20 protein-coding genes and 2 tRNA genes are annotated in these 22,238 nt (G+C 69.7%); 7 read left to right on the forward strand and 15 right to left on the reverse strand.

Annotation, left to right across the window (positions count from 1 at the left end):
* Positions 1-21: 21 nt before the first annotated feature.
* The 6 genes from pdxT to pgsA all read right to left on the reverse strand — a co-directional run bounded on the left by pdxT (position 22) and on the right by pgsA (position 5,282).
* Positions 22-615 carry a pyridoxal 5'-phosphate synthase glutaminase subunit PdxT gene (gene pdxT / locus ACZ7IB_RS19765; protein WP_266363102.1) on the reverse strand — a complete coding sequence of 198 codons (594 nt, stop codon included), beginning with the start codon at positions 613-615 and terminating at the stop codon, positions 22-24.
* Positions 616-621: 6 nt separating this feature from the next.
* The gene (pdxS, locus tag ACZ7IB_RS19770; protein ID WP_093898403.1) at positions 622-1,542 is read right to left on the reverse strand and encodes a pyridoxal 5'-phosphate synthase lyase subunit PdxS; all 921 of its coding nucleotides are present in this window, start codon (positions 1,540-1,542) and stop codon (positions 622-624) included.
* 168 nt (positions 1,543-1,710) lie between these two features.
* Positions 1,711-2,208 carry a hypothetical protein gene (locus tag ACZ7IB_RS19775; protein WP_176740353.1) on the reverse strand — a complete coding sequence of 166 codons (498 nt, stop codon included), beginning with the start codon at positions 2,206-2,208 and terminating at the stop codon, positions 1,711-1,713.
* Between the two features lie 262 nt (positions 2,209-2,470).
* Positions 2,471-3,679, reverse strand: a complete 1,209-nt coding sequence (locus ACZ7IB_RS19780) for a glycosyltransferase family 4 protein (RefSeq protein WP_470913993.1) — start codon at positions 3,677-3,679, stop codon at positions 2,471-2,473.
* Positions 3,676-4,611 (reverse strand): phosphatidylinositol mannoside acyltransferase, encoded by a 936-nt coding sequence (locus ACZ7IB_RS19785; protein ID WP_470913996.1) that lies wholly within the window; start codon positions 4,609-4,611, stop codon positions 3,676-3,678. Before ACZ7IB_RS19785 ends, ACZ7IB_RS19780 begins: the two co-directional genes overlap by 4 nt.
* Positions 4,608-5,282 carry a phosphatidylinositol phosphate synthase gene (gene pgsA, locus ACZ7IB_RS19790; protein WP_470913998.1) on the reverse strand — a complete coding sequence of 225 codons (675 nt, stop codon included), beginning with the start codon at positions 5,280-5,282 and terminating at the stop codon, positions 4,608-4,610. The genes ACZ7IB_RS19785 and pgsA overlap by 4 nt, the downstream gene beginning before the upstream one ends.
* A gap of 267 nt (positions 5,283-5,549) precedes the next feature.
* Here pgsA and ACZ7IB_RS19795 point away from each other — a divergent pair, with 267 nt between their 5' ends.
* The gene (locus tag ACZ7IB_RS19795; protein WP_470914002.1) at positions 5,550-7,775 is read left to right on the forward strand and encodes an elongation factor G-like protein EF-G2; all 2,226 of its coding nucleotides are present in this window, start codon (positions 5,550-5,552) and stop codon (positions 7,773-7,775) included.
* A gap of 147 nt (positions 7,776-7,922) precedes the next feature.
* The gene (locus ACZ7IB_RS19800; protein WP_470914004.1) at positions 7,923-9,593 is read left to right on the forward strand and encodes a hypothetical protein; all 1,671 of its coding nucleotides are present in this window, start codon (positions 7,923-7,925) and stop codon (positions 9,591-9,593) included.
* Positions 9,594-9,658: 65 nt separating this feature from the next.
* Here the strand turns inward: ACZ7IB_RS19800 and ACZ7IB_RS19805 are convergent, their stop codons facing one another.
* On the reverse strand, positions 9,659-10,219 hold the full coding sequence (locus ACZ7IB_RS19805) for an HIT family protein (protein WP_470914005.1): 561 nt from the start codon (positions 10,217-10,219) through the stop codon (positions 9,659-9,661).
* 66 nt (positions 10,220-10,285) lie between these two features.
* Here ACZ7IB_RS19805 and ACZ7IB_RS19810 point away from each other — a divergent pair, with 66 nt between their 5' ends.
* Positions 10,286-10,963, forward strand: a complete 678-nt coding sequence (locus ACZ7IB_RS19810) for a potassium channel family protein (RefSeq protein WP_470914007.1) — start codon at positions 10,286-10,288, stop codon at positions 10,961-10,963.
* A 29-nt stretch (positions 10,964-10,992) separates the two neighbouring features.
* On the opposite strand, the gene thrS is transcribed toward ACZ7IB_RS19810, so the two are convergent.
* The 3 genes from thrS to ACZ7IB_RS19825 form a co-directional block, all read right to left on the reverse strand.
* Positions 10,993-12,978: a threonine--tRNA ligase gene (gene thrS, locus ACZ7IB_RS19815; RefSeq protein ID WP_402001747.1), complete on the reverse strand. Its 1,986-nt coding sequence runs from the start codon at positions 12,976-12,978 to the stop codon at positions 10,993-10,995.
* A gap of 137 nt (positions 12,979-13,115) precedes the next feature.
* Positions 13,116-14,390, reverse strand: coding sequence for a hypothetical protein (locus tag ACZ7IB_RS19820; protein ID WP_470914009.1), 1,275 nt, complete (start codon positions 14,388-14,390; stop codon positions 13,116-13,118).
* A complete protein-coding gene (locus ACZ7IB_RS19825) occupies positions 14,390-14,956 on the reverse strand; it encodes a DUF4365 domain-containing protein (protein ID WP_470914012.1) in 567 nt (188 codons plus the stop codon). The genes ACZ7IB_RS19820 and ACZ7IB_RS19825 overlap by 1 nt, the downstream gene beginning before the upstream one ends.
* 192 nt (positions 14,957-15,148) lie before the next feature.
* Here ACZ7IB_RS19825 and ACZ7IB_RS19830 point away from each other — a divergent pair, with 192 nt between their 5' ends.
* Positions 15,149-15,874, forward strand: coding sequence for an exonuclease domain-containing protein (locus ACZ7IB_RS19830; RefSeq protein ID WP_470914014.1), 726 nt, complete (start codon positions 15,149-15,151; stop codon positions 15,872-15,874).
* 79 nt (positions 15,875-15,953) lie between these two features.
* Here ACZ7IB_RS19830 and ACZ7IB_RS19835 read toward each other — a convergent pair.
* Positions 15,954-16,025 (reverse strand) — tRNA-Val (locus ACZ7IB_RS19835).
* Positions 16,026-16,064: 39 nt separating this feature from the next.
* Entirely contained in the window at positions 16,065-16,511 is a 447-nt protein-coding gene (locus ACZ7IB_RS19840) for an SRPBCC family protein (protein ID WP_470914016.1), read from the reverse strand.
* Positions 16,512-16,594: 83 nt separating this feature from the next.
* On the opposite strand from ACZ7IB_RS19840, the gene ACZ7IB_RS19845 reads away from it, so the two are divergent.
* Positions 16,595-19,162, forward strand: coding sequence for an SCO7613 C-terminal domain-containing membrane protein (locus ACZ7IB_RS19845; RefSeq protein ID WP_470914018.1), 2,568 nt, complete (start codon positions 16,595-16,597; stop codon positions 19,160-19,162).
* Between the two features lie 447 nt (positions 19,163-19,609).
* On the opposite strand, the gene ACZ7IB_RS19850 is transcribed toward ACZ7IB_RS19845, so the two are convergent.
* Together ACZ7IB_RS19850 and ACZ7IB_RS19855 are read right to left on the reverse strand one after the other, a co-directional pair.
* Positions 19,610-19,681: transfer RNA gene (locus ACZ7IB_RS19850), tRNA-Val, on the reverse strand.
* A 54-nt stretch (positions 19,682-19,735) separates the two neighbouring features.
* Positions 19,736-20,227, reverse strand: coding sequence for a TIGR02611 family protein (locus tag ACZ7IB_RS19855; RefSeq protein ID WP_470914019.1), 492 nt, complete (start codon positions 20,225-20,227; stop codon positions 19,736-19,738).
* A 190-nt stretch (positions 20,228-20,417) separates the two neighbouring features.
* Between ACZ7IB_RS19855 and ACZ7IB_RS19860 the strand changes: the two genes are divergently transcribed.
* Positions 20,418-20,831: an SsgA family sporulation/cell division regulator gene (locus ACZ7IB_RS19860; RefSeq protein ID WP_003959770.1), complete on the forward strand. Its 414-nt coding sequence runs from the start codon at positions 20,418-20,420 to the stop codon at positions 20,829-20,831.
* A gap of 352 nt (positions 20,832-21,183) precedes the next feature.
* A complete protein-coding gene (locus tag ACZ7IB_RS19865; protein WP_470914020.1) occupies positions 21,184-21,771 on the forward strand; it encodes a CGNR zinc finger domain-containing protein in 588 nt (195 codons plus the stop codon).
* 4 nt (positions 21,772-21,775) lie between these two features.
* Here ACZ7IB_RS19865 and ACZ7IB_RS19870 read toward each other — a convergent pair whose 3' ends face one another.
* A complete protein-coding gene (locus ACZ7IB_RS19870; RefSeq protein WP_327366311.1) occupies positions 21,776-21,931 on the reverse strand; it encodes a hypothetical protein in 156 nt (51 codons plus the stop codon).
* Positions 21,932-22,238 lie beyond the last annotated feature (307 nt).

Consider the following 22,238-nt stretch of genomic DNA (forward strand, 5'->3'; position numbering starts at 1 on the left):
AGAGATCCTACCGGGATCGAGTCAGCCGACCGCGCGCACCATGTCCACGAACAACGCGTGAACCCTGTGGTCCCCGGTCAGTTCCGGGTGGAATGACGTCGCCAGGGCGTTTCCCTGACGTACGGCGACGATGTGACCACCGTGCTCCGCCACCACCTTGGCCTGCGCGCCGACCGATTCCACCCACGGGGCGCGGATGAACACGCCTTCGACCGGGCCGCCCTCGATTCCGGCGACCTCGACGGCCGCCTCGAAGGACTCGTTCTGCCGCCCGAAGGCGTTACGGCGCACGATCATGTCGATCCCGCCGACCGTCTCCTGCCCCGAGCGCGGGTCGAGGATCTTGTCGGCGAGCAGGATCATTCCGGCGCAGGTGCCGTAGACCGGCATCCCGTCCCGTACCCGCTCGCGCAGCGGTTCCAGCATGCCGAACAGGGAAGCCAGCTTGGACATCGTGGTGGACTCGCCACCGGGAATGACCAGGCCGTCGACCTCGGCGAGTTCCTCGGGACGCCGGACCGGCCTGGCCAGGGCATCCGCCGAGGCCAGGGCGATCAGGTGTTCCCGTACGTCGCCCTGGAGAGCCAGGACTCCGATCACAGGGGTGTCGCTCATCAGTGATTACCAGCCACGGTTGGCGTAGCGTTCGGCCTCGGGCAGAGTGTCACAGTTGATGCCGACCATGGCCTCGCCCAGGTTCCGGGAGGCGTCCGCGATGATCTTCGGGTCGTCGTAGAAGGTGGTGGCCTTCACGATGGCGGCGGCGCGCTTGGCCGGGTCGCCGGACTTGAAGATGCCGGAGCCCACGAAGACGCCCTCGGCGCCGAGCTGGCGCATCAGCGCGGCGTCGGCGGGAGTGGCGACGCCGCCCGCGGAGAACAGCACGACGGGCAGCTTGCCGAGCTCGGCGACCTCCTTGACCAGCTCGTACGGGGCGCGGAGCTCCTTCGCGGCGGCGTACAGCTCGTTGTTGTCGTAGCCGCGCAGCCGGGCGATCTCGTTCTTGATCTGGCGCAGGTGACGGACCGCCTCGACGACGTTTCCGGTGCCGGCCTCGCCCTTTGAACGGATCATGGCCGCGCCCTCGGCGATGCGGCGCAGGGCCTCACCGAGGTTGGTGGCGCCACAGACGAACGGGGTGGTGAAGGCGAACTTGTCGCTGTGGTTGACCTCGTCGGCCGGGGTGAGGACCTCGGACTCGTCGATGTAGTCGACACCGAGGGACTGCAGGACCTGGGCCTCGACGAAGTGTCCGATGCGGGACTTCGCCATCACCGGGATGGAGACGGCCTCGATGATCTCCTCGATCATGTTCGGGTCCGACATCCGGGCCACGCCGCCATCCTTGCGGATGTCGGCCGGCACCCGCTCCAGGGCCATGACGGCCACGGCGCCCGCATCCTCGGCGATCTTCGCCTGCTCGGCATTGACGACGTCCATGATCACGCCGCCCTTGAGCTGCTCGGCCATGCCGCGCTTGACGCGAGCGGTGCCGGTGGCCGGGGAGTCGGCGGACTGCGGGGTGGTGGGAAGCGTGGACACGGATCGACCTCACTCGGAGAAAAAGTTACTGAAAGCGCTGGTTGGTGCAGTGCTGAGCAAACTCTCCGGGACCAGTCCACAGCAAGGGCCAATGGAAGGCCGGTGGATCGTTTTGCACGCGTACGAAACGGGTTGTGATCCCGGTCATGTATGAGCTCGGCCGCCGGGTCAGCTGACGGGGCGGTCCGCCAGGGCGACAGGCGGTTCGTCGTCCATCTCGAAGGCGAGCGGGAACGGGGCGTGCCCGGCCAGCCGGAACCACCGCACCGTACGGTGCCGGCGCAGCGCACGCGCCGCGCGCACCGCGTCGTTGTGGAACCGCCGGGCCATCGGGACACGACGCACGGCCGCGGCGAGTTCGAACGCCGCCTCCTCGCCGCCGGGGATCTCCTTCACGGACTCCACCTGCGCCGTCTCACCGAACACCGCCCGCAGCGCGGTGCTCAGCTCGCTCTCCGCAACCTCGCGATTCTCCTCCTCCGCCTGGCGGGCGGCGTGCGCGGCCTCGTACAGCACGATGGACGCGGCCGGGTCGAGGACACCCGATGTCGCCAGTTCCTGGGTGACCGAGGCGCGGCGCAGGAGCTGCGCGTCGAGGGCGGCACGGGCGGCGTCGATGCGCGTGTGCAGCCGGTCCAGCCGCCCGGCGGTCCAGCTGAGGTACATACCGATCGCGACGATCGCGACGGCGATCCAGATGAGGGTTTCGATCACGGGCGGCAAGGCTACCGTCGGGGCGCAGGCGGTGCGGCCGTCCGGTCCTGGGCGCGGAAGCGGGGGCAGGGCGGGTGCGGGCGGGCTCGATTGCCGCCGGGGTGCGGCCCCGGACCCCGGCCCTCGGTCTTCGGACAGGCGTGAACTGCTGCGCGCATCACTCTGCGGGCTCGACGCGAAAGGCAGATCGCCCGGCGGGCTTGAACCGGCGCCCCTAGTCCCGTGCCAGTCCCAAGCGTGCGCGCAGGCCCGTGCGTTCGTCGGCCGCCACCGACGCCGCGCCGTCCGTCACCGTCTCGTACACCGCGAGGATGTCCGCCCCGACCGTCGACCAGTCGAAGCGCCGCACGTGCGCGGTTCCCCGTTCGCGCAGCTCCGTACGCCGCTCCGGGTCGCCGAGCAGCCGGATCGCCGCCGCCGCCAGCGCGTCCGCGTCCTCGTTGGCGAAGAGTTCGCCCGCCGCTCCCAGGTCCAGAACCTGCGCGAACGCGTCCAGATCGCTGGCCAGGACCGGCGCACCGGCTGACATCGCCTCGACCAGGATGATCCCGAAGCTCTCGCCGCCGGTATTGGGCGCGACGTACACATCGACGCTGCGCAGCAGCCGCGCCTTGTCCTCGTCGCTCACCATGCCGAGGAATTCGACGCGCTCGCGCATCTCCTCGGGCAGCGAGGCGACGGCCTCCTCCTCGTCGCCGCGGCCCGCCACCAGCAGCCTGGTGTCCGGACGCGCGGCAAGGATCGCGGGCAGCGCCCTCATCAGGACGGGCAGGCCCTTGCGTGGCTCGTCGATACGCCCGATGAAGCCGATCGTGCCGCCCTGCCGTCTCCCACCACCGCCCTCAACCGAGCTCCGCGCGCCCTCTGATTGCCACTCGGCCTTGGGCTCGGCCCCGGCGAAGAAGCCGACATCGACCCCGTTGGGGATGACGACCGCGTCGCCGCCCAGGTGCTCGACCAGGGTCCGGCGTGCGTACTCGCTCACCGCGATGCGCGCGCTGATCTTCTCCAGCGCGGGCTGCAGGATCGGGTACGCGGCGATCATGGCCCGGGAGCGCGGGTTGGAGGTGTGGAACGTGGCGACGATCGGCCCCTGCGCCGCCCAGCAGGCGAGCAGCCCCAGCGACGGCGAGGTCGGCTCATGGATGTGGATCACGTCGAAAGTGCCGTCGTGCAGCCAGCGGCGCACCCGGGCGGCCGAGAGGAAGCCGAAGTTCAGCCGGGCCACGGAGCCGTTGTACGGGACGGGCACGGCCCGGCCCGCCGAGACCACGTACGGCGGCAGCGGTGTCTCGTCGTCGGCGGGTGCCAGCACCGACACCTGATGTCCCAGACGGATCAGGTGTTCGGCCAGGTCCCGGATGTGGAACTGCACACCGCCCGGTACGTCCCAGGAGTACGGGCATACGATGCCGATCTTCACGGCCGGTCCTCCCGGTTCTCCAGGTCGGCCAGCCAGAGCCGTTGCAGCATGTGCCAGTCCTCCGGATGCTCGGCGATTCCGACGGCGAAGGCATCGGCCAGCGCCTGTGTCATCGAGGACGTCTTCTCCGTACGGCTGCCTGACTCGGGCACCTCGACCGGCGGATGGATACGCGCCTTCATCACGGGCGTGTCGTCGTACGAGAGCGTCACCGGCAGCAGCAGCGCCCCGGTCTGCTGGGCCAGCAGCGCCGGCCCGGCGGGCATGCGTGCGGTGTCGCCGAAGAATTTCACCTCGACGCCGGTCGCCGACAGATCACGGTCGGCGACCAGACAGACCAGGCCGCCCGCGCGCAGCCGCCGCGCCAGGGTGCCGAAGGCGGCGCCGCCGCTGTGCGGCAGGACCTCCATGCCGAGTCCCTCGCGGTAGGCCACGAACCGGTCATACAGTGTCTCGGGCTTGAGCCGCTCGGCGACCGTGGTGAAGGGCACCTTGAGATCGGTGGTGACCCAGGCTCCGGCCAGGTCCCAGTTCCCCAGGTGCGGCAGGGCGAGGATGACACCGCGACCGGTGTCCAGCCCGTCGGTCAGCCGGTGCGCGTCCGTCACGTCTATGGACGCCTTGATCCGCGCCGGACTCCAGGTGGGCAGCCGGAACGACTCCATCCAGTAGCGCATGTACGAGCGCATCCCGGCCTTGGAGAGCGCGGCGAGCCGGGCCGGGGAAGCCCCGGGCACGACCCGTGCCAGATTCGACTCCAGCCGCAGCACGCTCTTGCCCCGCCGCTTCCACACCTGGTCGGCGATGGTGCGGAAGAGGGCCCGGGCGACTGGTTCGGGGAGCTTCTTGACGGCGGTCCAGCCGAGCCCGTACAGCCCGTCGGTCAGCCGGTCCCGCAGGCCGGACTGCGTGTCACCCGGTGCGCCGCTCATTGTGCGGCCCCGCTCCCCCGGTCCGCAGCAGCGGCCTCGGCCGCGTCGGCCTCCGCGGACTCGCGGCGCACCGTCACGACCCGCTGCACGAGCGTCACCAGGCTGCCCACGGCGACGATCCACAGCGCGATCGGCAGCAGGATCTGGATCCCGGGGACACCGAACGTGTGAAGACCCGCGAGTCCGGCCGCGACCAGCGAGATGACCAGCCGCTCGGCGCGCTCCACGAGACCGTTGACCGCGACCGGCAGCCCGATCGACTCACCGCGCGCCTTCGTGTACGAGACCACCTGGCCGCTCGCCAGGCAGAAGATCGCGACCGCGCACATCACGTTGTCGTCGCCGTTGCCCGCGTACCAGAGCGCGAACCCTCCGAAGATCGCCCCGTCGGCGACCCGGTCCAGGGTCGAGTCCAGGAACGCGCCCCAGCGGCTGGAGATGCCGGCCTGCCGGGCCATATTGCCGTCGACGAGGTCGGAGAAGACGAAAAGCGTGATGACGATCGTGCCCCAGAAGAACTCCCCCATCGGGAAGAAGACCAGCGCACCTGCCATCACCCCGGCCGTACCGATCAGAGTGACCGCGTCAGGGCTCACGCCGAGACGGAGCAACAGTGCGGCGAACGGTGTGAGGACACGCGTAAAAAATGCACGCGCGTACTTGTTCAGCATGGCCTTCCCGAGGGTCGGTGGGCCGAGCGGCCCCTACGGCCACCGGCTGGCCCATCGTAGTCACGCCCGCCGGACTCCACCGTCCGGGCACCCGGCATCGCGCCGCGGTGCACGACGTATGGACGCAGCCTGACCTGAGTGGAAAGCTCGAATTACCGCGGGCGTCGCCGTAGCCGCCGCGGCGGCTCCCCGTGCCCGTGCACCTTTCTCCCCACACCGCGCCGGCTTTTCTTCCCGCTCCGCGCCACTATCTGGGAGGCACGCATCATGGGCGACAAGGCACACGCACATACCGGGGCCGCCGGCAGGGCAGCGACGGCCGACCAGCCCTCATCCGTACGGAATGTGGTACTGGTCGGCCACAGCGGCTCCGGCAAGACCACCCTCGTCGAGGCCCTCGCACTGACCGCGGGGGCGGTCAACCGGGCCGGGCGGGTCGAGGACGGCGCCACGGTCTCCGACTACGACGAGATCGAACACCGCCAGCAACGCTCCGTACAGCTCTCGCTCGTCCCCGTCGAATGGGGCGGGTACAAGATCAATCTGCTGGACACTCCCGGATACGCCGATTTCGTCGGGGAACTCAGGGCCGGTCTGCGGGCAGCGGACGCGGCCCTGTTCGTTGTGTCCGCGGCCCAGGAGGCCGACGCCGTGGCGGGCGCCACCCGCGCCGTGTGGGAGGAGTGCGCCGCCGTCGGCATGCCGCGCGCCGTAGTCGTCACGCACCTCGACACGGCACGCACCTCGTTCGACGAGATGACCCGGATCTGCGGCGAGATCTTCGGCGGCGACGACCCCGACGCCGTACTCCCGCTCTACCTGCCGGTGCACGGACCCCAGGGCCCGGACGGGCACGCTCCGCTCACCGGGCTCACCGGACTCCTCACCCAGCGGATCTTCGACTATTCCTCGGGCGAGCGGCAGGAGAACCCGCCCGCCGACGCCCAGCAGACCACGCTCCAGGAGGCCCGGAACCGGCTCATCGAGGGGATCATCGCCGAGAGCGAGGACGAGGCCCTGATGGACCGCTACCTCAGCGGCGGCGAGATCGACATCAAGACACTCATCGACGACCTGGAGCGCGCTGTGGCCAGGGGCACCTTCCACCCCGTCCTCAGTGCGGCCCCCGCCGCCGAAGGCGCCCGCCAGGGCATCGGCACCGTCGAACTCCTGGACCTGATCACCGGCGGCTTCCCGACGCCGCTGGAGCGCCCGCTCCCCGAGGTCACCCCCCTACATGGGGCCCCGCGACCGGTCCTGACCTGCGACCCGCACGGCCCACTCGTCGCCGAGGTCGTCAAGACGGCCTCCGACCCGTACGTCGGCCGGGTCTCGCTCGTACGCGTCTTCTCCGGCACCCTTCGCCCCGACGAAACCGTCCACGTCTTCGGCCACGGCCTCAACGACCCCTGCCATGAGACCCGCCCCTTCCACGAGGCGGAGGTACGCGTCGGCGCACTCTCCTCCCCCTTCGGCAAACAACAGCGCCCCCTCACCGCCTGCATCGCCGGAGATCTGGCCTGCGTCGCCAAACTGGGCAGCGCCGAGACCGGGGACACCCTCTCCGCCAAGGACCAGCCGCTGCTGATGGACCCCTGGACCACACCGGACCCACTGCTGCCGCTCGCCATCGAGGCACACAGCAAGGCGGACGAGGACAAGCTCTCCCAGGGGCTCTCCCGGCTGGTCGCCGAGGACCCGACCATGCGCCTCGAACAGAACCAGGACACCCACCAGGTGGTCCTGTGGTGCCTCGGCGAGGCCCATCAGGATGTGGCGCTGGACCGCCTCCGCAGCCGCTACGGCGTCCAGGTCGACGCCGTACCGCACAAGGTGTCGCTGCGCGAGACCTTCGCCGGCCCGTCGACCGGGCGCGGCAGGCATGTGAAACAGTCCGGCGGCCACGGCCAGTACGCCATCTGCGAGATCGACGTGGAGCCGCTGCCACCGGGGTCGGGCATCGAATTCGTCGACAAGGTGGTCGGCGGGGCGGTACCGCGCCAGTTCATCCCGTCCGTCGAGAAGGGCGTGCGCGCCCAGGCCGCCCGAGGAGTCGCGGCCGGACATCCGCTCGTCGACGTACGCATCACCCTGCGGGACGGGAAGTCCCACTCGGTGGACTCCTCCGACGCCGCGTTCCAGACCGCGGGCGCACTGGCACTGCGCGAAGCCGCCGCGGACACCCGAATCCAGCTCCTCGAACCCGTCGCCGAGATCCAGGTCCTGGTCCCCGACGACTACGTCGGCCCGGTGATGAGCGATCTGTCCGGGCGGCGCGGCAGGGTGATCGGTACCGAGCAGTCCGGCCCCGGACGCACCCTCGTACGGGCCGAGGTCCCGGAGCTGGAGATCGGACGGTACGCGATCGACCTGCGCTCCCTGTCCCATGGCGCCGGTCGCTTCGACCGGGCGTACGCCCGGCACGAAGCGATGCCCCCACAGCTCGCGGAACGCATCCGCGAGCAGCAGGAGAACAACCCGAATGACGCGTAATCGACTGTGCCGCCCGCCCTTGTCCACAGAGGCGAGCGGCGTATTGATCCGGACGATACGCTGTGGTCCCAGCTCAGAAGGTGTGCCGGGCACGGTAGTTGGGAAACAGCCGCAGGAGCGGTTCCTTGGCGGCGAGTGGGGGCGACAGTGGCCAACGACGGATTCGATTTCTCTCCCGGAGCGCAGATCCCGCTCCAGGGCGCGGGCGCACAGGCGGTGGCGACGAACGCCCTCGCCTCCGCCGCGTACCGCGACAGCCCGGTTGAGAAGATCCTTGAAGCCAATAGCGAGTGGCACAAATCCGAAGTGAAGGCGGGCCGTTCCAAGCTCTTCAAGTCCGACTACTTCAAGCCCAACCTCGGCGAGGCATTCTCCCGCGCCGTCCAGGAACGCATGCTGGGCGGCGCCCGGAAGGCCCTCATCCAGTCCTTCGGAACCGACCCGCAGACCGTCGTCGAGCACTGCCTGTCCGCGACCCGCCTGCGCAGGGCACGCGACACCAAACTGACCGCCGTCACCGCCCTGTTCGGCTTTCTCTTCCTGCCCGGAATGCTCCTGTGGGTCATCGCCTTCCGACTGCGCGACTCGCTCGGCAACACCAAGGACAAGGCACTCGCCGCCCTGGGCAACGCCCTGCTCCCGGTCATCGGCATCGTGGCCCTGTTCTTCCTGATCAAGCTGCCGCTCACCGGATTCGCCGCACTCTACGTACGGGCGATGATGGTCGCTCCTGTCATCGGCTGGCTCATCGCCAAACGGATCGCCGAGTCCTCCGCCAAGGACATGCGCGCCCGCTGGGAAGGACTGCTCTCCGGCGGCGGCGTCATCGCCAAGATCCCCGAGGCCGTACCCAAGAACCCGAACGAGACCTCCCGCGAGGCACTCCGCCAGGGCCTGGAGAAACTCTCCGCCGAGCAGCAGTCCAACGCGGTCTTCTACGCGGGCCCCAAGGGAATCCTCGGTATGGGAACCCGCTGGGGCAGCTGGCAGCTCGCCGAACAACTCGTCGCCAAGGAACCCGGCAAGGAATTCCACCAGTTCCGCAGTTGGGACCTGATACGGGTCATCCACGACCAGCTCAAGGTGCTGGAGCGCGGCCCGCTGAACACCGGTGGATTCCCCACCCCGTCGGTCACCCACTGGATCGTGTCACCCGTCGGCGAGAACGCCGACGCGGTCTCCAGGCCCGACGGCGAGGACGTCGCCACCTTCCAGGTCAAGCCGCACGAAATACAGCGGATCTGCAACCACCAGCAGTTCGGCGGCGGCGACCGGCACTATCTGGGCGTCCAGTTCACCCTCTGGGACGGCCAGTTGGTCATCACGATGATGATCACGGTCACGGTGCTCTACGAAACCCTGCGCATCGAAGTCACCGGACACGCACTCGGCCCGGTCCACTCGCTCTTCACCAGCAAGCCGGCGGCCAAGAAGCGGACGGTCAACAAGACCGTCCGCTTCTGGGAGACCCGCGACATCACCCTCGCACTGGTCGAACCCCGCGAAGTTGTCCGCCTCGCCCTGCGCGCCCCCTTCACCTGGTATCCGCCGCTCCTCGACTACCTGGGCGGCAAGATCGCCCTGCCCGAGCCGTTCGGCCTGCGCCACGCCTGGGCCGAGAAGCCATGGCGCCACCGCTTCATGGCCGACGACGCGATGCGCGCCGCCACCCCCGTCCTGCGCGCCGTGCACAGCGCCGCCCTACGCGTCCTGGAGGAGAACGGCGTCGACACCGAACGCTTCGACAACCGCTCGATGATACTGAGCGGAATGGTGCAGGACCCGACCCCGCGCAAGGCCGACCTGTACGACGCATAGACATGCGCAGGGCGCCCCGGCAAAAAGCAGAAACCGGGGCGCCCGCGCAGAGGCAACGGCTCGGATCAGGCCGTCGGCCAGGCGTCGGCAAGCATCTTGCGCGTATCGGCGAGCAACTGCGGCAGCACCTTCGTGTGCCCGACCACCGGCATGAAGTTGGTGTCACCACCCCAGCGCGGCACCAGATGCTGATGCAGGTGGGCCGCGATACCGGCCCCCGCCACCGAGCCCTGGTTCATGCCGATATTGAACCCGTGGGCCCCCGACGCCGCCCGCAGAGCCACCATCGCCCGCTTGGTGAAATCGGCCAGCTCCATGGTCTCCGGACCGTCCAGCTCCGTGTAGTCGGCGACATGCCGGTACGGCACCACCATCAGATGCCCGCCGTTGTACGGATACAGATTCAGCACGGCGTACACCTTCTCGCCGCGCGCGACGACGAGTCCGTCCTCGTCCGATTTCGCCGGGATCGCACAGAACGGACAGCCGTCGCCGGCTTCCGGACCGGTCGGCTTGTTCTCGCCCTGGATATACGCCATCCGGTGGGGCGTCCACAGGCGCTGGAACGCGTCGGGCGTTCCCACTCCGATCTGCTGCTCCGGCTCACTCGTCATGCCGATCAGCATATTGCTTCGCTCCCGGGCAGCGTGTCGCCGGGGCCGCACCCGTCGGCGCACGGCGATGCTGAGGCGATGAGCGACCAGCCCGCGGACTCCACCCCTCTTCGTTTCAGGCGCTGGGAGCAGCGCACAGAAGTGCCGCTCTTCGGCGCCTCGCTGCTCTTCCTGCTCGGTTACGCAGTCCGCGTCCTCGCCCCCCACGACGCCGAGCCCTGGCACGGCCTCGCCCTCGCCCTGGTCGGCGCCACCTGGCTGGTCTTCGCCGCGGACTACGTCGTACGGCTCCGTCTCAGCGGCCTCGGCCACCGCTTCATCCGTGTGCACTGGCTGGACACGGTCGTCCTGCTGCTCCCCCTGCTGCGGCCGCTGCGCCTGATCCGGGTCTACAGCACGATCCAGCGGCGCAGGGAGCAGCCACGGCTGAGCCTGCACGCTCGCGTGATCACGTATGCCGGTGCGACCGCCCTGCTGCTCGGCTTCTCCGCCGCGCTCGCCGTCTACCACCAGGAGTACACGGCGAAGGGGGCTTCGATCCGTACCTTCGGCGACGCGGTGTGGTGGGCGTGCGAGACGCTCACCACGGTGGGGTACGGGGATACGGTGCCGGTCACGGCAGGTGGCCGAGTCGTGGCGTCGGGCCTGATGGCCTGCGGGCTGGCGCTGCTGGGGGCGGTGACGGGTTCGTTCTCGTCGTGGCTGTTGCAGGTGTTCACACGGGAGGACGAGAAGAGGCCCCCGGAGGGCGAGTAGCTCTCCGGGGGCCTCTCACTTCGTACCCGTCAGACCTGGACGCGGTCCTCGACGACCTTCTGGATCTTGGCGATGGCGTCCTCGACGGGGATGCCGTTCTCCTGCGATCCGTCGCGGTATCGGAAGGAGACGGCGCCGTTGGCCATGTCCTCATCGCCCGCGATGATCATGAAGGGCACCTTGGCCTTCTGCTGGTTCCGGATCTTCTTCTGCATCCGGTCGGACGAGGCGTCCACCTCGACCCGCAGGCCCTTCTTCCGGGCCTTGGCCGCGAACTCCTGGAGGTACGGGATGTGCGCGTCGCCGATCGGGATGCCGACCGCCTGGACCGGGGCCAGCCACACCGGGAACGCACCCGCGTAGTGCTCGAGAAGCACCGCGAAGAAGCGCTCGATGGAACCGAACAGGGCGCGGTGGATCATGACCGGGCGCTGCTTGGTGCCGTCGGGACCGGTGTACTCCAGGTCGAAGCGCTCCGGCAGGTTGAAGTCGAGCTGCACGGTAGACATCTGCCAGGTGCGGCCGATGGCGTCCTTGCACTGCACCGAGATCTTCGGGCCGTAGAACGCGGCGCCGCCCGGGTCCGGAACCAGGGGCAGCCCCTGCTTCTCGGCGACCTGTCGCAACGTCTCGGTGGCCTCTTCCCAGACCTCGTCCGAGCCGACGAACTTCTCCGGGTCCTTGGTGGAGAGCTCCAGGTAGAAGTCGGTCAGACCGTAGTCGCGGAGCAGGTTCAGGACGAAGGTGAGCGTCCGGTCGAGCTCCTCCGCCATCTGCTCCTTGGTGCAGTAGATGTGCGCGTCGTCCTGAGTGAAGCCGCGCGAGCGGGTCAGGCCGTGCACCACACCCGACTTCTCGTAGCGGTACACCGTGCCGAACTCGAAGAGACGCAGCGGCAGTTCACGATAGGAACGCCCACGCGCATCGAAGATGAGGTTGTGCATCGGGCAGTTCATCGGCTTGAGGTAGTAGTCCACCCCGTCGTCGAGCTGCATGGGCGGGTACATGCCTTCGGCGTACCAGTCCAGGTGGCCGGACTTCTCGAAGAGCTTGCCCTTGGTGGCGTGCGGCGAGTAGACGAACTCGTAGCCCTCCTCCTCGTGCCGCCGGCGCGAGTAGTCCTCCATGGCGCGGCGGATGATGCCGCCCTTGGGGTGGAAGACCGCGAGACCGGGGCCGATCTCGTCCGGGAAGGAGAAGAGGTCCAGCTCGTTGCCGAGCTTGCGGTGGTCGCGCTTGGCGGCCTCCTCCAGGAACTCCAGGTGCGCCTTGAGCTCGTCCTTGGTGGGCCACGCCGTGCCGTAGATGCGCTGCAGCATGGGGTTCTTCTCGCTGCCCCGCCAGTACGCCGCGGCGTTCCGCATCAGCTTGAACGCCGGGATGTTCCGAGTGGTGGGCAGGTGCGGACCACGGCAGAGGTCCTTCCAGCACAGGTCGCCGGTCTTCGGGTCGAGGTTGTCGTAGATGGTCAGCTCGCCGCCGCCCACCTCGACATCCGCGCCGTCGCCGGCGTTCTCGACGGAGTCGGAGCCCTTGATGCCGATGAGCTCCAGCTTGTACGGCTCGCCGGCCAGCTCCTCGCGGGCTGCCTCGTCCGTCACGACCCGGCGGGAGAACTTCTGCCCCCGCTTCTGGATCTCCTGCATCTTCTTCTCGATGGCCTTGAGGTCCTCGGGAGTGAACGGCTTCTCGACGTCGAAGTCGTAGTAGAAACCATCCTTGACCGGCGGACCGATGCCCAGCTTGGCCTCGGGGAAGAGCTCCTGCACGGCCTGCGCCATGACGTGCGCGGTCGAGTGCCGGAGGATGTTGAGGCCGTCCTCGGAGGAGATCTCGACGGGCTCGACGACCTCGCCGTCGGCGACGACGTACGCGAGGTCCTTCAGCTCACCGGCGACCCGGGCGGCGACAACGGTGCGCTCGCCGGGGAAGAGCTCGGCTGCCGTAGTGCCCGTCGTCACCACGCGCTCTTCCCGCTCGGAATCGCGTTGGATGATCACACGGACGTCTGACACCGGTCTCTCCTGACTCAGGGGGTACGCACGCATTCGTGGTGCACGTGCGATACGAATCGTACCGAGCCGTGGGCCCCCTCTGCGAAACGGTTGAGCGCGAAGGGCGCCTCTTGCCCGCGGCCCGCCCTCTGCGCCCCTCATTCGCCGGTGCACGCCTCCTCGAAATAGTCGACGTTCTCCTGGAGCGACTTCATCAGCCGGTCCCGTTCCGCCTCGTCCACCTGCACGGGCACGACCTGTGAGGTCCGGGTCAGCCGCCGGAAGCCGCCGCGGCTCTCCAGCCTGCCCTCCACCCGGATCGGCAGCCCCACCAGGTGGGCGTGGCCGGCGATCCGGTACGCCTCCTCGTCCAGCTCCAGCCGTACGTGCGGCACCTCGGCGCCGGCCAGCACCCGCAGCCGTACGATCCCGGCGCCACGCGGTCCCGAGCGGCGCAGCCGGACGACGGCGCCGGTGATCCGTACCGTCACGGCGGGTTCGTCCTGGAGGTAGCGGGCACCCGCCCGGCGCAGGGCGGGCAGGTCGCCCGGGGAGAACTCCACCCGCTCGGGGCGGGCCGGGCAGCCCTCGGGGATCCCGGCGGCGGGCGCCCATTCCAGGGCGATCCCGGCCCCTTCCGAACCCCGGACCAGTGCGATGACGGCCTCGGTGAGTTCCCGGCTGACACCTGCCTCGACAGCGGTGTCGAAGGCTTCGAAGCCACCGGTGGCCCGCTGGTAGTCCACTGCCTCGCGGGTCGCGTGCAGGGCGTGGTAGAGCCGTACGGCGACGGCACGGCCCGGTTCGACGGGGACGAAGGCGGTGAGATCGCGGCCTCCGGGCGCGGGCCCGACGAGGACGCCTTCGAGGGCTGCCAGGGCCCTGCGGCGGTGGCGTGCGCCGTGGTAGCCGGTGCGCCCCCGTACGGCGAGCGCCCCGGCGAGCAGGATCTGCCGGGCGGCTGTGTGCAGCTGCTCCGCCCCCGTCCAGCTGGCGGCCCCGGCCGCTCCCGCGACCGGTTCGGGGACCTCGCGCCACCAGCGGATCTCGTCGCTGGGTACGGCGAGGGAGACCAGGACTTCGCGGGCGGAAGGGGCGGCGCTGCGGGCGAGCGCGGTCAGCGCCTCGCCGAGGAGGTCCTCGCTGTCGGGGAAGGCGGTGGTGTCGGGGACGAGGAGGCTCGTACCGCCGCCGGGCGGAGCCGGTGGTCCCGGCGGGGTCCAGCGGCTGTAGCGTCCCGCCGCCCCGCCGCGGCGGTGCCAGCCGTGCCGGTCGAGCAGGGCGCCGAGGACCGCGGGGTCGATACGGGCGGGGTCGGGGATGTTTCCGAGCGGCTCGGCAGCGATGGGCCACGGTCCCGCGGATTCACTGGGGTGCGGGCGTGTCGCTGACGGGATCGCTTCGTTGACGGACTCGTCCATCGGCCGGTGCATCAGGGTCTCCCTCCCGCCCCTACGCGGGTCATGATCTCGCAGAGCGCCCGGTCGTCGAATATGCGCGAGGTCGGGATCCGCACAGTGGTCCTGTGGCGGCCTGTCACCGCGTGACCGGCCAGGTTGGTCCAGTAGCAGCAGTGCCGCAGGTCGAGCCGGTCGTGTCCGGCGCGCAGCCAGTCGTCCTGGCTGCGCGGCACGATCATCACGACCAGGATCTTGTGCACCGACACGGGGGTCCGGGCGAGTTTCACGAGATGTGCGTTGTCGAGCGTGAAGGAGAACGTCGGTCCGGTCGGGTGCGGCGGGATCTGGTAGGTGCATTTGAGCTGCACCTTTATGGTCACTTCGTCGTCCACGGTGTGGCCGGGGGCGCCGTGGCTGACGTGCCAGTCGATGCCGTTGTCGGGGAAGGGCTGTGACAGGGAGCACCCCGCCGCGGCCGCGACGGCGTGCAAGTAGCCCACCTGGAGGGTCTCCATGCAGGCGGTGGTGGCGAGTGTGCCGCGCAGCGGAGCGATCCGCTGGGGCAGCAGCCCGCTCGGTTCGGGCTGCGCGAGCGCCATGGCTGCGTGTGCCTTCCGGGCTGTGCCGATCGGTTCTTCGTTGCAGGGGTGACGGACAACTTCCCTTCCCGTCACCTGTGTTGTCACCGCACAGGGCGGCCCGCAAACGGCGTATCAGGCAAAGGGTGCGGGTATCACCGAACCGGGCAGGGGAATCACACCATCTGCCGTTCGCGCACGAGGAGTTCGGGGATGACTCACTGGTACGAAGGGCCACTGGCCGCTTTTGACACCGAGACAACGGGAGTGGACGTCGAGGAGGACCGGATCGTTTCGGCCGCCCTGGTCGTCCAGGACACGACAGGCGGGCGGGTGCGTGTCACTCGCTGGCTGGTGAATCCAGGGGTGCCGGTGCCCGCCGGGGCGACCGAGATCCATGGCCTGACCGACGATCATCTTCAGCGCAACGGCCGCTGGCCGGCGCCCGTGGTGGAGGAGATAGCCCGGGCGCTGGCCGAGCAGTGTGCGGCCGGCCGTCCGCTCGTCGTGATGAACGCGCCGTTCGATCTGACTCTGCTGGACCGGGAGTTGAAGCGTCATCGCGCGTCGTCGCTCGCCGGTTATCTGCAGAACGCACCGCTGTGTGTGCTGGATCCTCGCGTACTCGACAAGCATCTGGACCGTTACCGCAAGGGCCGGCGGACCCTCACCGATCTCTGCGAGCTGTACGGGGTGGTGCTGGACGGCGCACATGACGCGGCGGCCGACGCGGCGGCCTCGCTGGAGCTGGTACGGGCGGTGGCGCGGCGGTTCTCGTCCCGCCTGGAGCGGCTGACACCGGCGGAGCTGCACACCGTGCAGGCCGTGTGGCATGCGGCACAGGCGCGCGGCCTGCAGGCGTGGTTCGCGAAGAACGGCACGGCGGAGGCGGTGGATCCTGCGTGGCCACTGCGCCCGGGGCTTCCTGCCGCGGCGTGATCGGTCACGCCCCGGAGCCTCTTCCCGGACACGCAGAAGCCGGTCCGTCGATTCTGCTGACGGACCGGCCTCTTCCGGGTGGGCGATACTGGGTTCGAACCAGTGACCTCTTCGGTGTGAACGAAGCGCTCTCCCACTGAGCTAATCGCCCGGGAACGGGTTGAACCATACAGGGCCCGGCGGGTCTGGTTCAAACTCGTTCCAGCCGGGCCGTGAGGCCCCGCCGTCCGGCACGCATCATCAGGGCGTGGTTGGCCCGGAACACGGCGCGTCCGGGCACCGCGAGGAGCCGCATCAGCCGTCTGTGCACCTCGACCTCCTGCTCGTAGGTGGCACGGCTGCCGGTGCCGTGCGCGGTGACCGTCCACCGGGCCCAGCCGTCGAGGTCGCCGCTGAGGGTCGCTTCGAGGACCCTGGCCCGGGGGTCGCGGCGGCGTTCGCGGACGGTCATGACGAGGTCGTAGGGGAGGAGGGAGCGGATGCGGGTGGTTCCGTTGGTGCCGTCGACCGAGGTGACCTCGCGGATCTGTGGCCACCATCGCGGGTAGTCATCCGCGCGTCCGAGGATCTCGTACACGGCATCGGGTGGACCTGGCAGGTCCCAGATACTCACAAATCGGTAGTGACTCCAGTCCATGGTCCCAGTCTGCGCGTACTCAGCCGGATAACTGAGTACCCGAGCGCATGTCCGAATCTGTGGCTCGCGCCACACTCCCGTTCATGGAACATGTGCCGCCGCCCGCCGAGGAATTGGCGCTCCTCGATCGCGAGCTGGCCCGGCTGGATGCCCGCCGGTCCCAGTTGCTGGTTCGTCGTACCTGGCTGCTGAGTGTGCTGACGCCGCCCGTCGCGCGCCCTGCCGCCCCGCCCGCACCGCCGATCGCCGCTCCGTTCGGGCCGCCGTCGCCGGTCCGGCCGTCGGCGCCGTTCGCGGCTCCGTTCGGGCCTCCTGCCGCACCTGCCGGGCCGCGCAGTGCGCAGAATGTGCTGCTCACCCTGGGCGGCCTGCTGCTGACGATCGCGGCGATCGCGTTCACTCTGGTCAGCTGGGGGCACATGGGCATCGGTGGCCGCTCGGCGGTGCTCGGGGTGGTGACGGTCGCGGCGCTTTCCGCCCCTGCCGTGCTGCTGCGTCGTGGGCTGCCCGCGACAGCCGAGTCGCTCGCCGCCCTGGCTTCGGTGCTGATGGTGCTGGACGCGTATGCGCTGCACGGGGTGGCGGTGCCGGAGACCGACGGGCGAGGTTTCGCCGCGGTCGCCGCGGCACTGCTGACCGTGCTCTGGGGCGCGTACGGGCTGCTGCTCGACCGGCTGCGACTGCCGCTGCCCCTGGCGGTGGTGAGTGCGCAGCTGCCGCTGCTGCTGTGGGCGTGGGCGGCGGGTGCGGGAGCCACGGTGTTCGGTTGGGCGTTGCTCGTGACGGCGGCGCTGGACTGCGCGATCGCGGCGTGGGGCAAGGGTGTTGCCGTACGGGTGACGGCCTGCGTCTGCTGCTGGGCGACGGGTCTGCTGGGGCTGCTGGTGGCCCTGGCGCAGTCGGTGTCCGCCGATGCGGCGTCGGCCGCGCTGGCGCCGGGTGTGCTGTTGCTCGTGGGAGCGCTGATCGCGGTGTCCGGGGCGTGGCGTGCACCGGCGGGGCTTGCGGTGGCCGGTGGTGTGGTGGCCGGGTTGTGCGGGGTGGCCGCCGTGGGTGGTGTGCTGCGTGCCGGGGTGGCCTGGGGCTGGTCGGTGCCGGTGTATCTGCTGTGCGGTGTGGTGCTGTTGGTGGCGGTGCGCGCTCCGCTGCCGCGTCCGGTCGGGCAGGGGCTGGCGTGGGCCTCGTCGACGGTGACCGTCGGAGCGGTGCTGGCCGCGGCGCCGCCGGTCGGCCTGTCGCTGATGGGTGCGGTGTCGCAGCTGGCCCGGGTGTGGTCGGGGACACCGGACGATGGTGTCCGGGGCGCGCTGGGCGTGGAGAGTCCGGCGTGGTCCCAGATGGCTGCGGCGCCGGTGGTGCTGCTGGTGGTGGCCGGTCTCCTGGGGGCGGCGTCCCGGTCGTGGGCGTGGCTGGTGCGGGTGGCCGGGCCGGTGCTGTCGCCGGGTGCGGCGGGGCGGGGTGCGGCGGGGGCGGGGGCGGTGGCGCTCGGCTGGGCGGGGTTCACCGTGCTGCCCGCAGTGCTGGGGATGTCGTACGCGGCCGCTGTGTCGGTGCAATTGGCTCTCGTCGCCGGGGTGTTCGGGGTGGCGGTACGAGGTCTGCGCCGCAGGATTAATGGTGCGGGGCTGACTGCGCTGGTGTGCGGTCTGGCCGGCGCGGTGAGTGCGGGGATGCTGTCGCTGGCGGCGGAGGCTGCCACGTACGCGGCGTTCGCGGTGCTGCTGGTGGTGTCCGGCGGGGCCGCGGTGATGCTCGGCGGCGCTGCGGTGCCGGCGGCGCGGACATTGCCGCCGCTGCCGCCCGTTCAAGCGGCTCGATCCGTAAGGGCGTTGCAGATCGTGCAGGCGGTACCGGCGTGCGCCGCGGTGCTGTGCGGGATGGTGCTCGCCCGTGCGGTCGGGGCGTCGCTGGGGCTTGCCGCGCATCAGGCGGCGCCTGTCATGCTGGTCGTCCCTGCGGTGACGGTGTTGCTCGGAGCTCGTCTGCGGGGTCTCCCGTCGGCTCTGCCCGTCGAGCTGACCGGGGCCGTGGCGGGTGTGGTGGCGGTGGGCATGGCAGTGACGGACCGGCCGTTCCTGGCGTTGGTGCTGGCGCTGTGCGGGGTACTGGCGGCGGGTACGGCCGTACGGGCCGAACGGCGGCCGGTGGCCGGGTATCTGGCGATGACGCTGTTCATCCTGGCGGCCTGGCTGCGGCTCTCGGCTTCGGGGGTGTCAACCCCGGAGGCGTACACCCTTCCGGTGACGGTGCCCGCTCTGGCGGTCGGTGCGCTGCGCCGGCGCCGTGATCCGGAGGCGTCGTCGTGGACGGCGTACGGTGCGGGCCTCGCGGCGACGCTGGTGCCGAGCCTCTTCACGGCATGGGCCGATCCGCACTGGGTGCGGCCACTGCTGCTCGGTGTGGCGGCACTGGTGATCACCCTGTCGGGCGCGCGGCTGCGACTGCAGGCGCTGTTGCTGCTCGGTGGTGCGGTGCTGGCTCTGGACGCCCTGCACGAACTCGCGCCGTACGTGGTCCAGGTCGTCGGCGCCCTGCCGCGCTGGCTGCCGCCCGCGCTGGCCGGGGTGCTGCTGCTGGTGGTCGGGGCGACGTACGAGCAGCGGCTGCGCGACGCCCGGCGACTGAAGGAGGCTCTGGGCCGGATGCGTTGACGGTGTGGCTACGTGGCCGGCCCGGGGCGCCCTCATGGGCCTCGGGCCGGCTTGTGCTCATCAAGTCGCTGCCGGAGGCGTACCGGACAAGGAAGTCGTCGCAGCCGAACTGCCCCTCGGAGTCGCGCAGTACGCGTTTCTCGTTGTACTTGCACAGAAAAGCGACGGAGTTCCGGAAGGTATCGGGAGATGCATTTGCCCACGGGAGCTCGGGTGTTGAGCTCTTTCCTGAAATTCTCGTAGTCCTGGAAGGCGGCCCTGGCAGCCCGTCCCGACCCTGATATCCGGATGCTTCTTCCCGAAGAACGAATCCCGGCGTCACCGCTGCCACGATCGATTGAAACGTTCGCATAGGTGTCACGACGAGTGGACGTGGAAATGACGAGTGGACGTGGAAATGCAGAGGGCCCGTGAGACTCTGCGGTCTCACGGGCCCTCTGTCCGGGGTGGGCGATACTGGGTTCGAACCAGTGACCTCTTCGGTGTGAACGAAGCGCTCTCCCACTGAGCTAATCGCCCGGGCGCAGGCCAAACATTACCCCATGTCAGCGGCGCCCCATGACCATCCCCGGGTCACTCGTGGATCTTCCACGGCATGGTGACACCGAACTTCCAGACGTAGATCCCCACCAGCACCGCGATGATCACCAGACCGATCACGGTGAGGATGATGTTGCGACGCCGGACCTTGGGGTCGAGCGCCCGCTGAGCAGCCTCGGTGACCTTCCGCCGAGTCCAGCGCAGCACCAGCTGCGCCCAGACGAACTCGGTCGCCCAGATCGCCATGCCGCCGAAGATCACCAGCCAGCCGGGGCCGGGCAGCGGCAGCATGATGATGCCCGCCACGACCACCGCGAGGCCGACCACGAAGACGCCGACCTGCCAGCTCATGTGCAGCGCCCTGGATGCCTTGATGAACCCGGGCGCCCTGGAGCCGAGCTCCCGGTCCTCCTTCGTCACACCCTCCGTGACATCTCCTGTCACGCTTTCCGTCACATCCCCCGCGGCGGACACCGGTTTCGCCGGCACGGCGACCCCGTCCCGCTCGTCACTGTCCGCATTCATGGGAGCCAACCTACCGGAACGGTCTTCGTCACCGGAATGGCCGCATAACCCAAAGTTACACACCACCGTACGAGCTACCTGAAGGAACACAAAAAGGTCAGAGGGGTTTACAACGCCACCGTAGGTGGCATGTCGATTTCGCCGACGTGCGAATCCCCGAGCGCACACTGAGCGAAAGGCCCTGGCGCTTATGAACACCACGGTCAGCTGCGAGCTGCACCTGCGCCTCGTTGTGTCGAGCGAGTCCTCACTGCCTGTACCTGCGGGCCTGCGGTATGACACGGCCGATCCTTATGCCGTGCACGCCACCTTCCACACCGGAGCGGAGGAAACGGTCGAGTGGGTTTTCGCCCGCGACCTCCTTGCCGAGGGGCTTCATCGGCCCACCGGCACCGGAGACGTCCGCGTCTGGCCATCCCGTAGTCACGGCCAGGGCGTCGTCTGCATCGCGCTGAGCTCCCCAGAGGGCGAAGCCCTGCTCGAAGCCCCGGCGAGGGCCCTGGAGTCGTTCCTGAAAAGGACCGACGCCGCGGTTCCGCCAGGCACCGAGCATCGTCACTTCGACCTCGATACGGAGCTCTCACACATCCTGGCCGAGAGCTGAGCCAGGCCGAGAGCTGCACGGCGCCGTCCGACTCGGGGAGGCGGCGCCGCGCGGAAAACCTCATAGGGCTGACACCGACGCCGTCATCACGGAATCCACCGTGGTGACGGCGTCGGTGCGTTCCCCCGCAGCCGTGCCCGCATACCCCACGCGCCGACACGCGCCCCGGGACCCCGGGGCGCCCGCTCACGGCCCGGACAGGCAGCCTCCGGCCACGGATACCCATAGGTGGCCGGTAAGCACCCCCCGCGCCCCTCGTGGGCTCTCTCGGGCCTCTGTGCGCCGACGCCGAGCCAGTAGAGTCAGCCGCCATCGGCGGACACCCGCCCGCCGGAGGCCAGGGAGCGAAAGCGTGCTGATCCCCCACGACACCCGGATCGCCCTCGACACGGTGGTCGATCTGCTGAACACCGCACCGGAGAGCGAACCCCCGGGAAGCGGACAGCCGGAGGGCGAGCCGATCGACGGTCTCGCCGACATCGCAGCGCTGTACGACTTCGCGCAGCGCCATCGCATCAGCGGCGTGGGTGAGCTCCACGAGAAGGACCTGCGCGCCGTACAGGACGTACGGACGCGCTTCGCCGCGATCTTCGCGACGGACGACGCGCAGATCGCCGCCCCGCTCGTCAACGCCCTCATCGCCGCCGCCGGCACCACACCGCAGCTCAGCAATCACGACGGCTACGACTGGCATGTCCACTACTTCGCACCGGACGCCTCGATCGCCGACCACCTCGCGGCCGACTGCGGCATGGCACTGGCCTTCATCGTGGTGGCGGGCGAGCAGGAGCGGCTGCGGCGCTGCGAGGCTCCGGACTGCCGGCACGCCTTCGTCGATCTCTCCCGCAACCGCTCCCGCCGCTACTGTTCCAGCCGGACCTGCGGTAACCGCCTGCATGTGGCCGCGTACCGGGCACGCCGCAAAGAAGCGGCCGGCTGACCGCTCACAGCATGAAGAGATCATGCAACGCGGCCATCAGCAGCAGGCTGCCGATCACCGCGAGGAAGATCATCAAAGGGGGCTGGGAAAGCGCGAAGAGGCAGCCGCGCGGCTCTTCGGCAGGGCTTGCGGGGGCATCGCCCCGGGAGGTGTCCACCATCTCGGGACGATCATGACTCAGTCCGGGCCCCATTGGCGATCAACACGCTTTCTTGTGCGGTGAGTTCACCCAACCCGGGGCCGGTCACGATTCGCTCCGCCGTCCGATCATCCGTCACATTTTCGGTAGGACGGCCGGCGCGCTCCTCCATCGCACGCGGCACATCGAGGACGTCGACGTTGCTCAACACCGTGTTGCGCAGGCCGAATTCGAGGCCCGGCGGGTAAGCGGCCGGCCGGCCACGGACGCGCCGTCAGAAGACATCGAAGCCCTCCGGGTCACCGGACTCCGGTCGGCAGTCGCCGAG

It is taken from the genome of Streptomyces sp. NPDC037301, from assembly GCF_055602785.1.

Excerpts from the sequence above, each read along its gene's own strand:
- pdxT (WP_266363102.1), bottom strand. The coding sequence starts at position 615 with ATGAGCGACACCCCTGTGATCGGAGTCCTGGCTCTCCAGGGCGACGTA.
- ACZ7IB_RS19775 (WP_176740353.1), bottom strand. The coding sequence starts at position 2,208 with ATGTACCTCAGCTGGACCGCCGGGCGGCTGGACCGGCTGCACACGCGC.
- ACZ7IB_RS19785 (WP_470913996.1), bottom strand. The coding sequence starts at position 4,611 with ATGAGCGGCGCACCGGGTGACACGCAGTCCGGCCTGCGGGACCGGCTG.
- pgsA (WP_470913998.1), bottom strand. The coding sequence starts at position 5,282 with ATGCTGAACAAGTACGCGCGTGCATTTTTTACGCGTGTCCTCACACCG.
- ACZ7IB_RS19795 (WP_470914002.1), top strand. The coding sequence starts at position 5,550 with ATGGGCGACAAGGCACACGCACATACCGGGGCCGCCGGCAGGGCAGCG.
- ACZ7IB_RS19805 (WP_470914005.1), bottom strand. The coding sequence starts at position 10,219 with ATGCTGATCGGCATGACGAGTGAGCCGGAGCAGCAGATCGGAGTGGGA.
- ACZ7IB_RS19810 (WP_470914007.1), top strand. The coding sequence starts at position 10,286 with ATGAGCGACCAGCCCGCGGACTCCACCCCTCTTCGTTTCAGGCGCTGG.
- ACZ7IB_RS19820 (WP_470914009.1), bottom strand. The coding sequence starts at position 14,390 with ATGCACCGGCCGATGGACGAGTCCGTCAACGAAGCGATCCCGTCAGCG.
- ACZ7IB_RS19825 (WP_470914012.1), bottom strand. The coding sequence starts at position 14,956 with ATGGCGCTCGCGCAGCCCGAACCGAGCGGGCTGCTGCCCCAGCGGATC.
- ACZ7IB_RS19830 (WP_470914014.1), top strand. The coding sequence starts at position 15,149 with ATGACTCACTGGTACGAAGGGCCACTGGCCGCTTTTGACACCGAGACA.
- ACZ7IB_RS19840 (WP_470914016.1), bottom strand. The coding sequence starts at position 16,511 with ATGGACTGGAGTCACTACCGATTTGTGAGTATCTGGGACCTGCCAGGT.
- ACZ7IB_RS19845 (WP_470914018.1), top strand. The coding sequence starts at position 16,595 with ATGGAACATGTGCCGCCGCCCGCCGAGGAATTGGCGCTCCTCGATCGC.
- ACZ7IB_RS19855 (WP_470914019.1), bottom strand. The coding sequence starts at position 20,227 with ATGAATGCGGACAGTGACGAGCGGGACGGGGTCGCCGTGCCGGCGAAA.
- ACZ7IB_RS19860 (WP_003959770.1), top strand. The coding sequence starts at position 20,418 with ATGAACACCACGGTCAGCTGCGAGCTGCACCTGCGCCTCGTTGTGTCG.
- ACZ7IB_RS19870 (WP_327366311.1), bottom strand. The coding sequence starts at position 21,931 with ATGGTGGACACCTCCCGGGGCGATGCCCCCGCAAGCCCTGCCGAAGAG.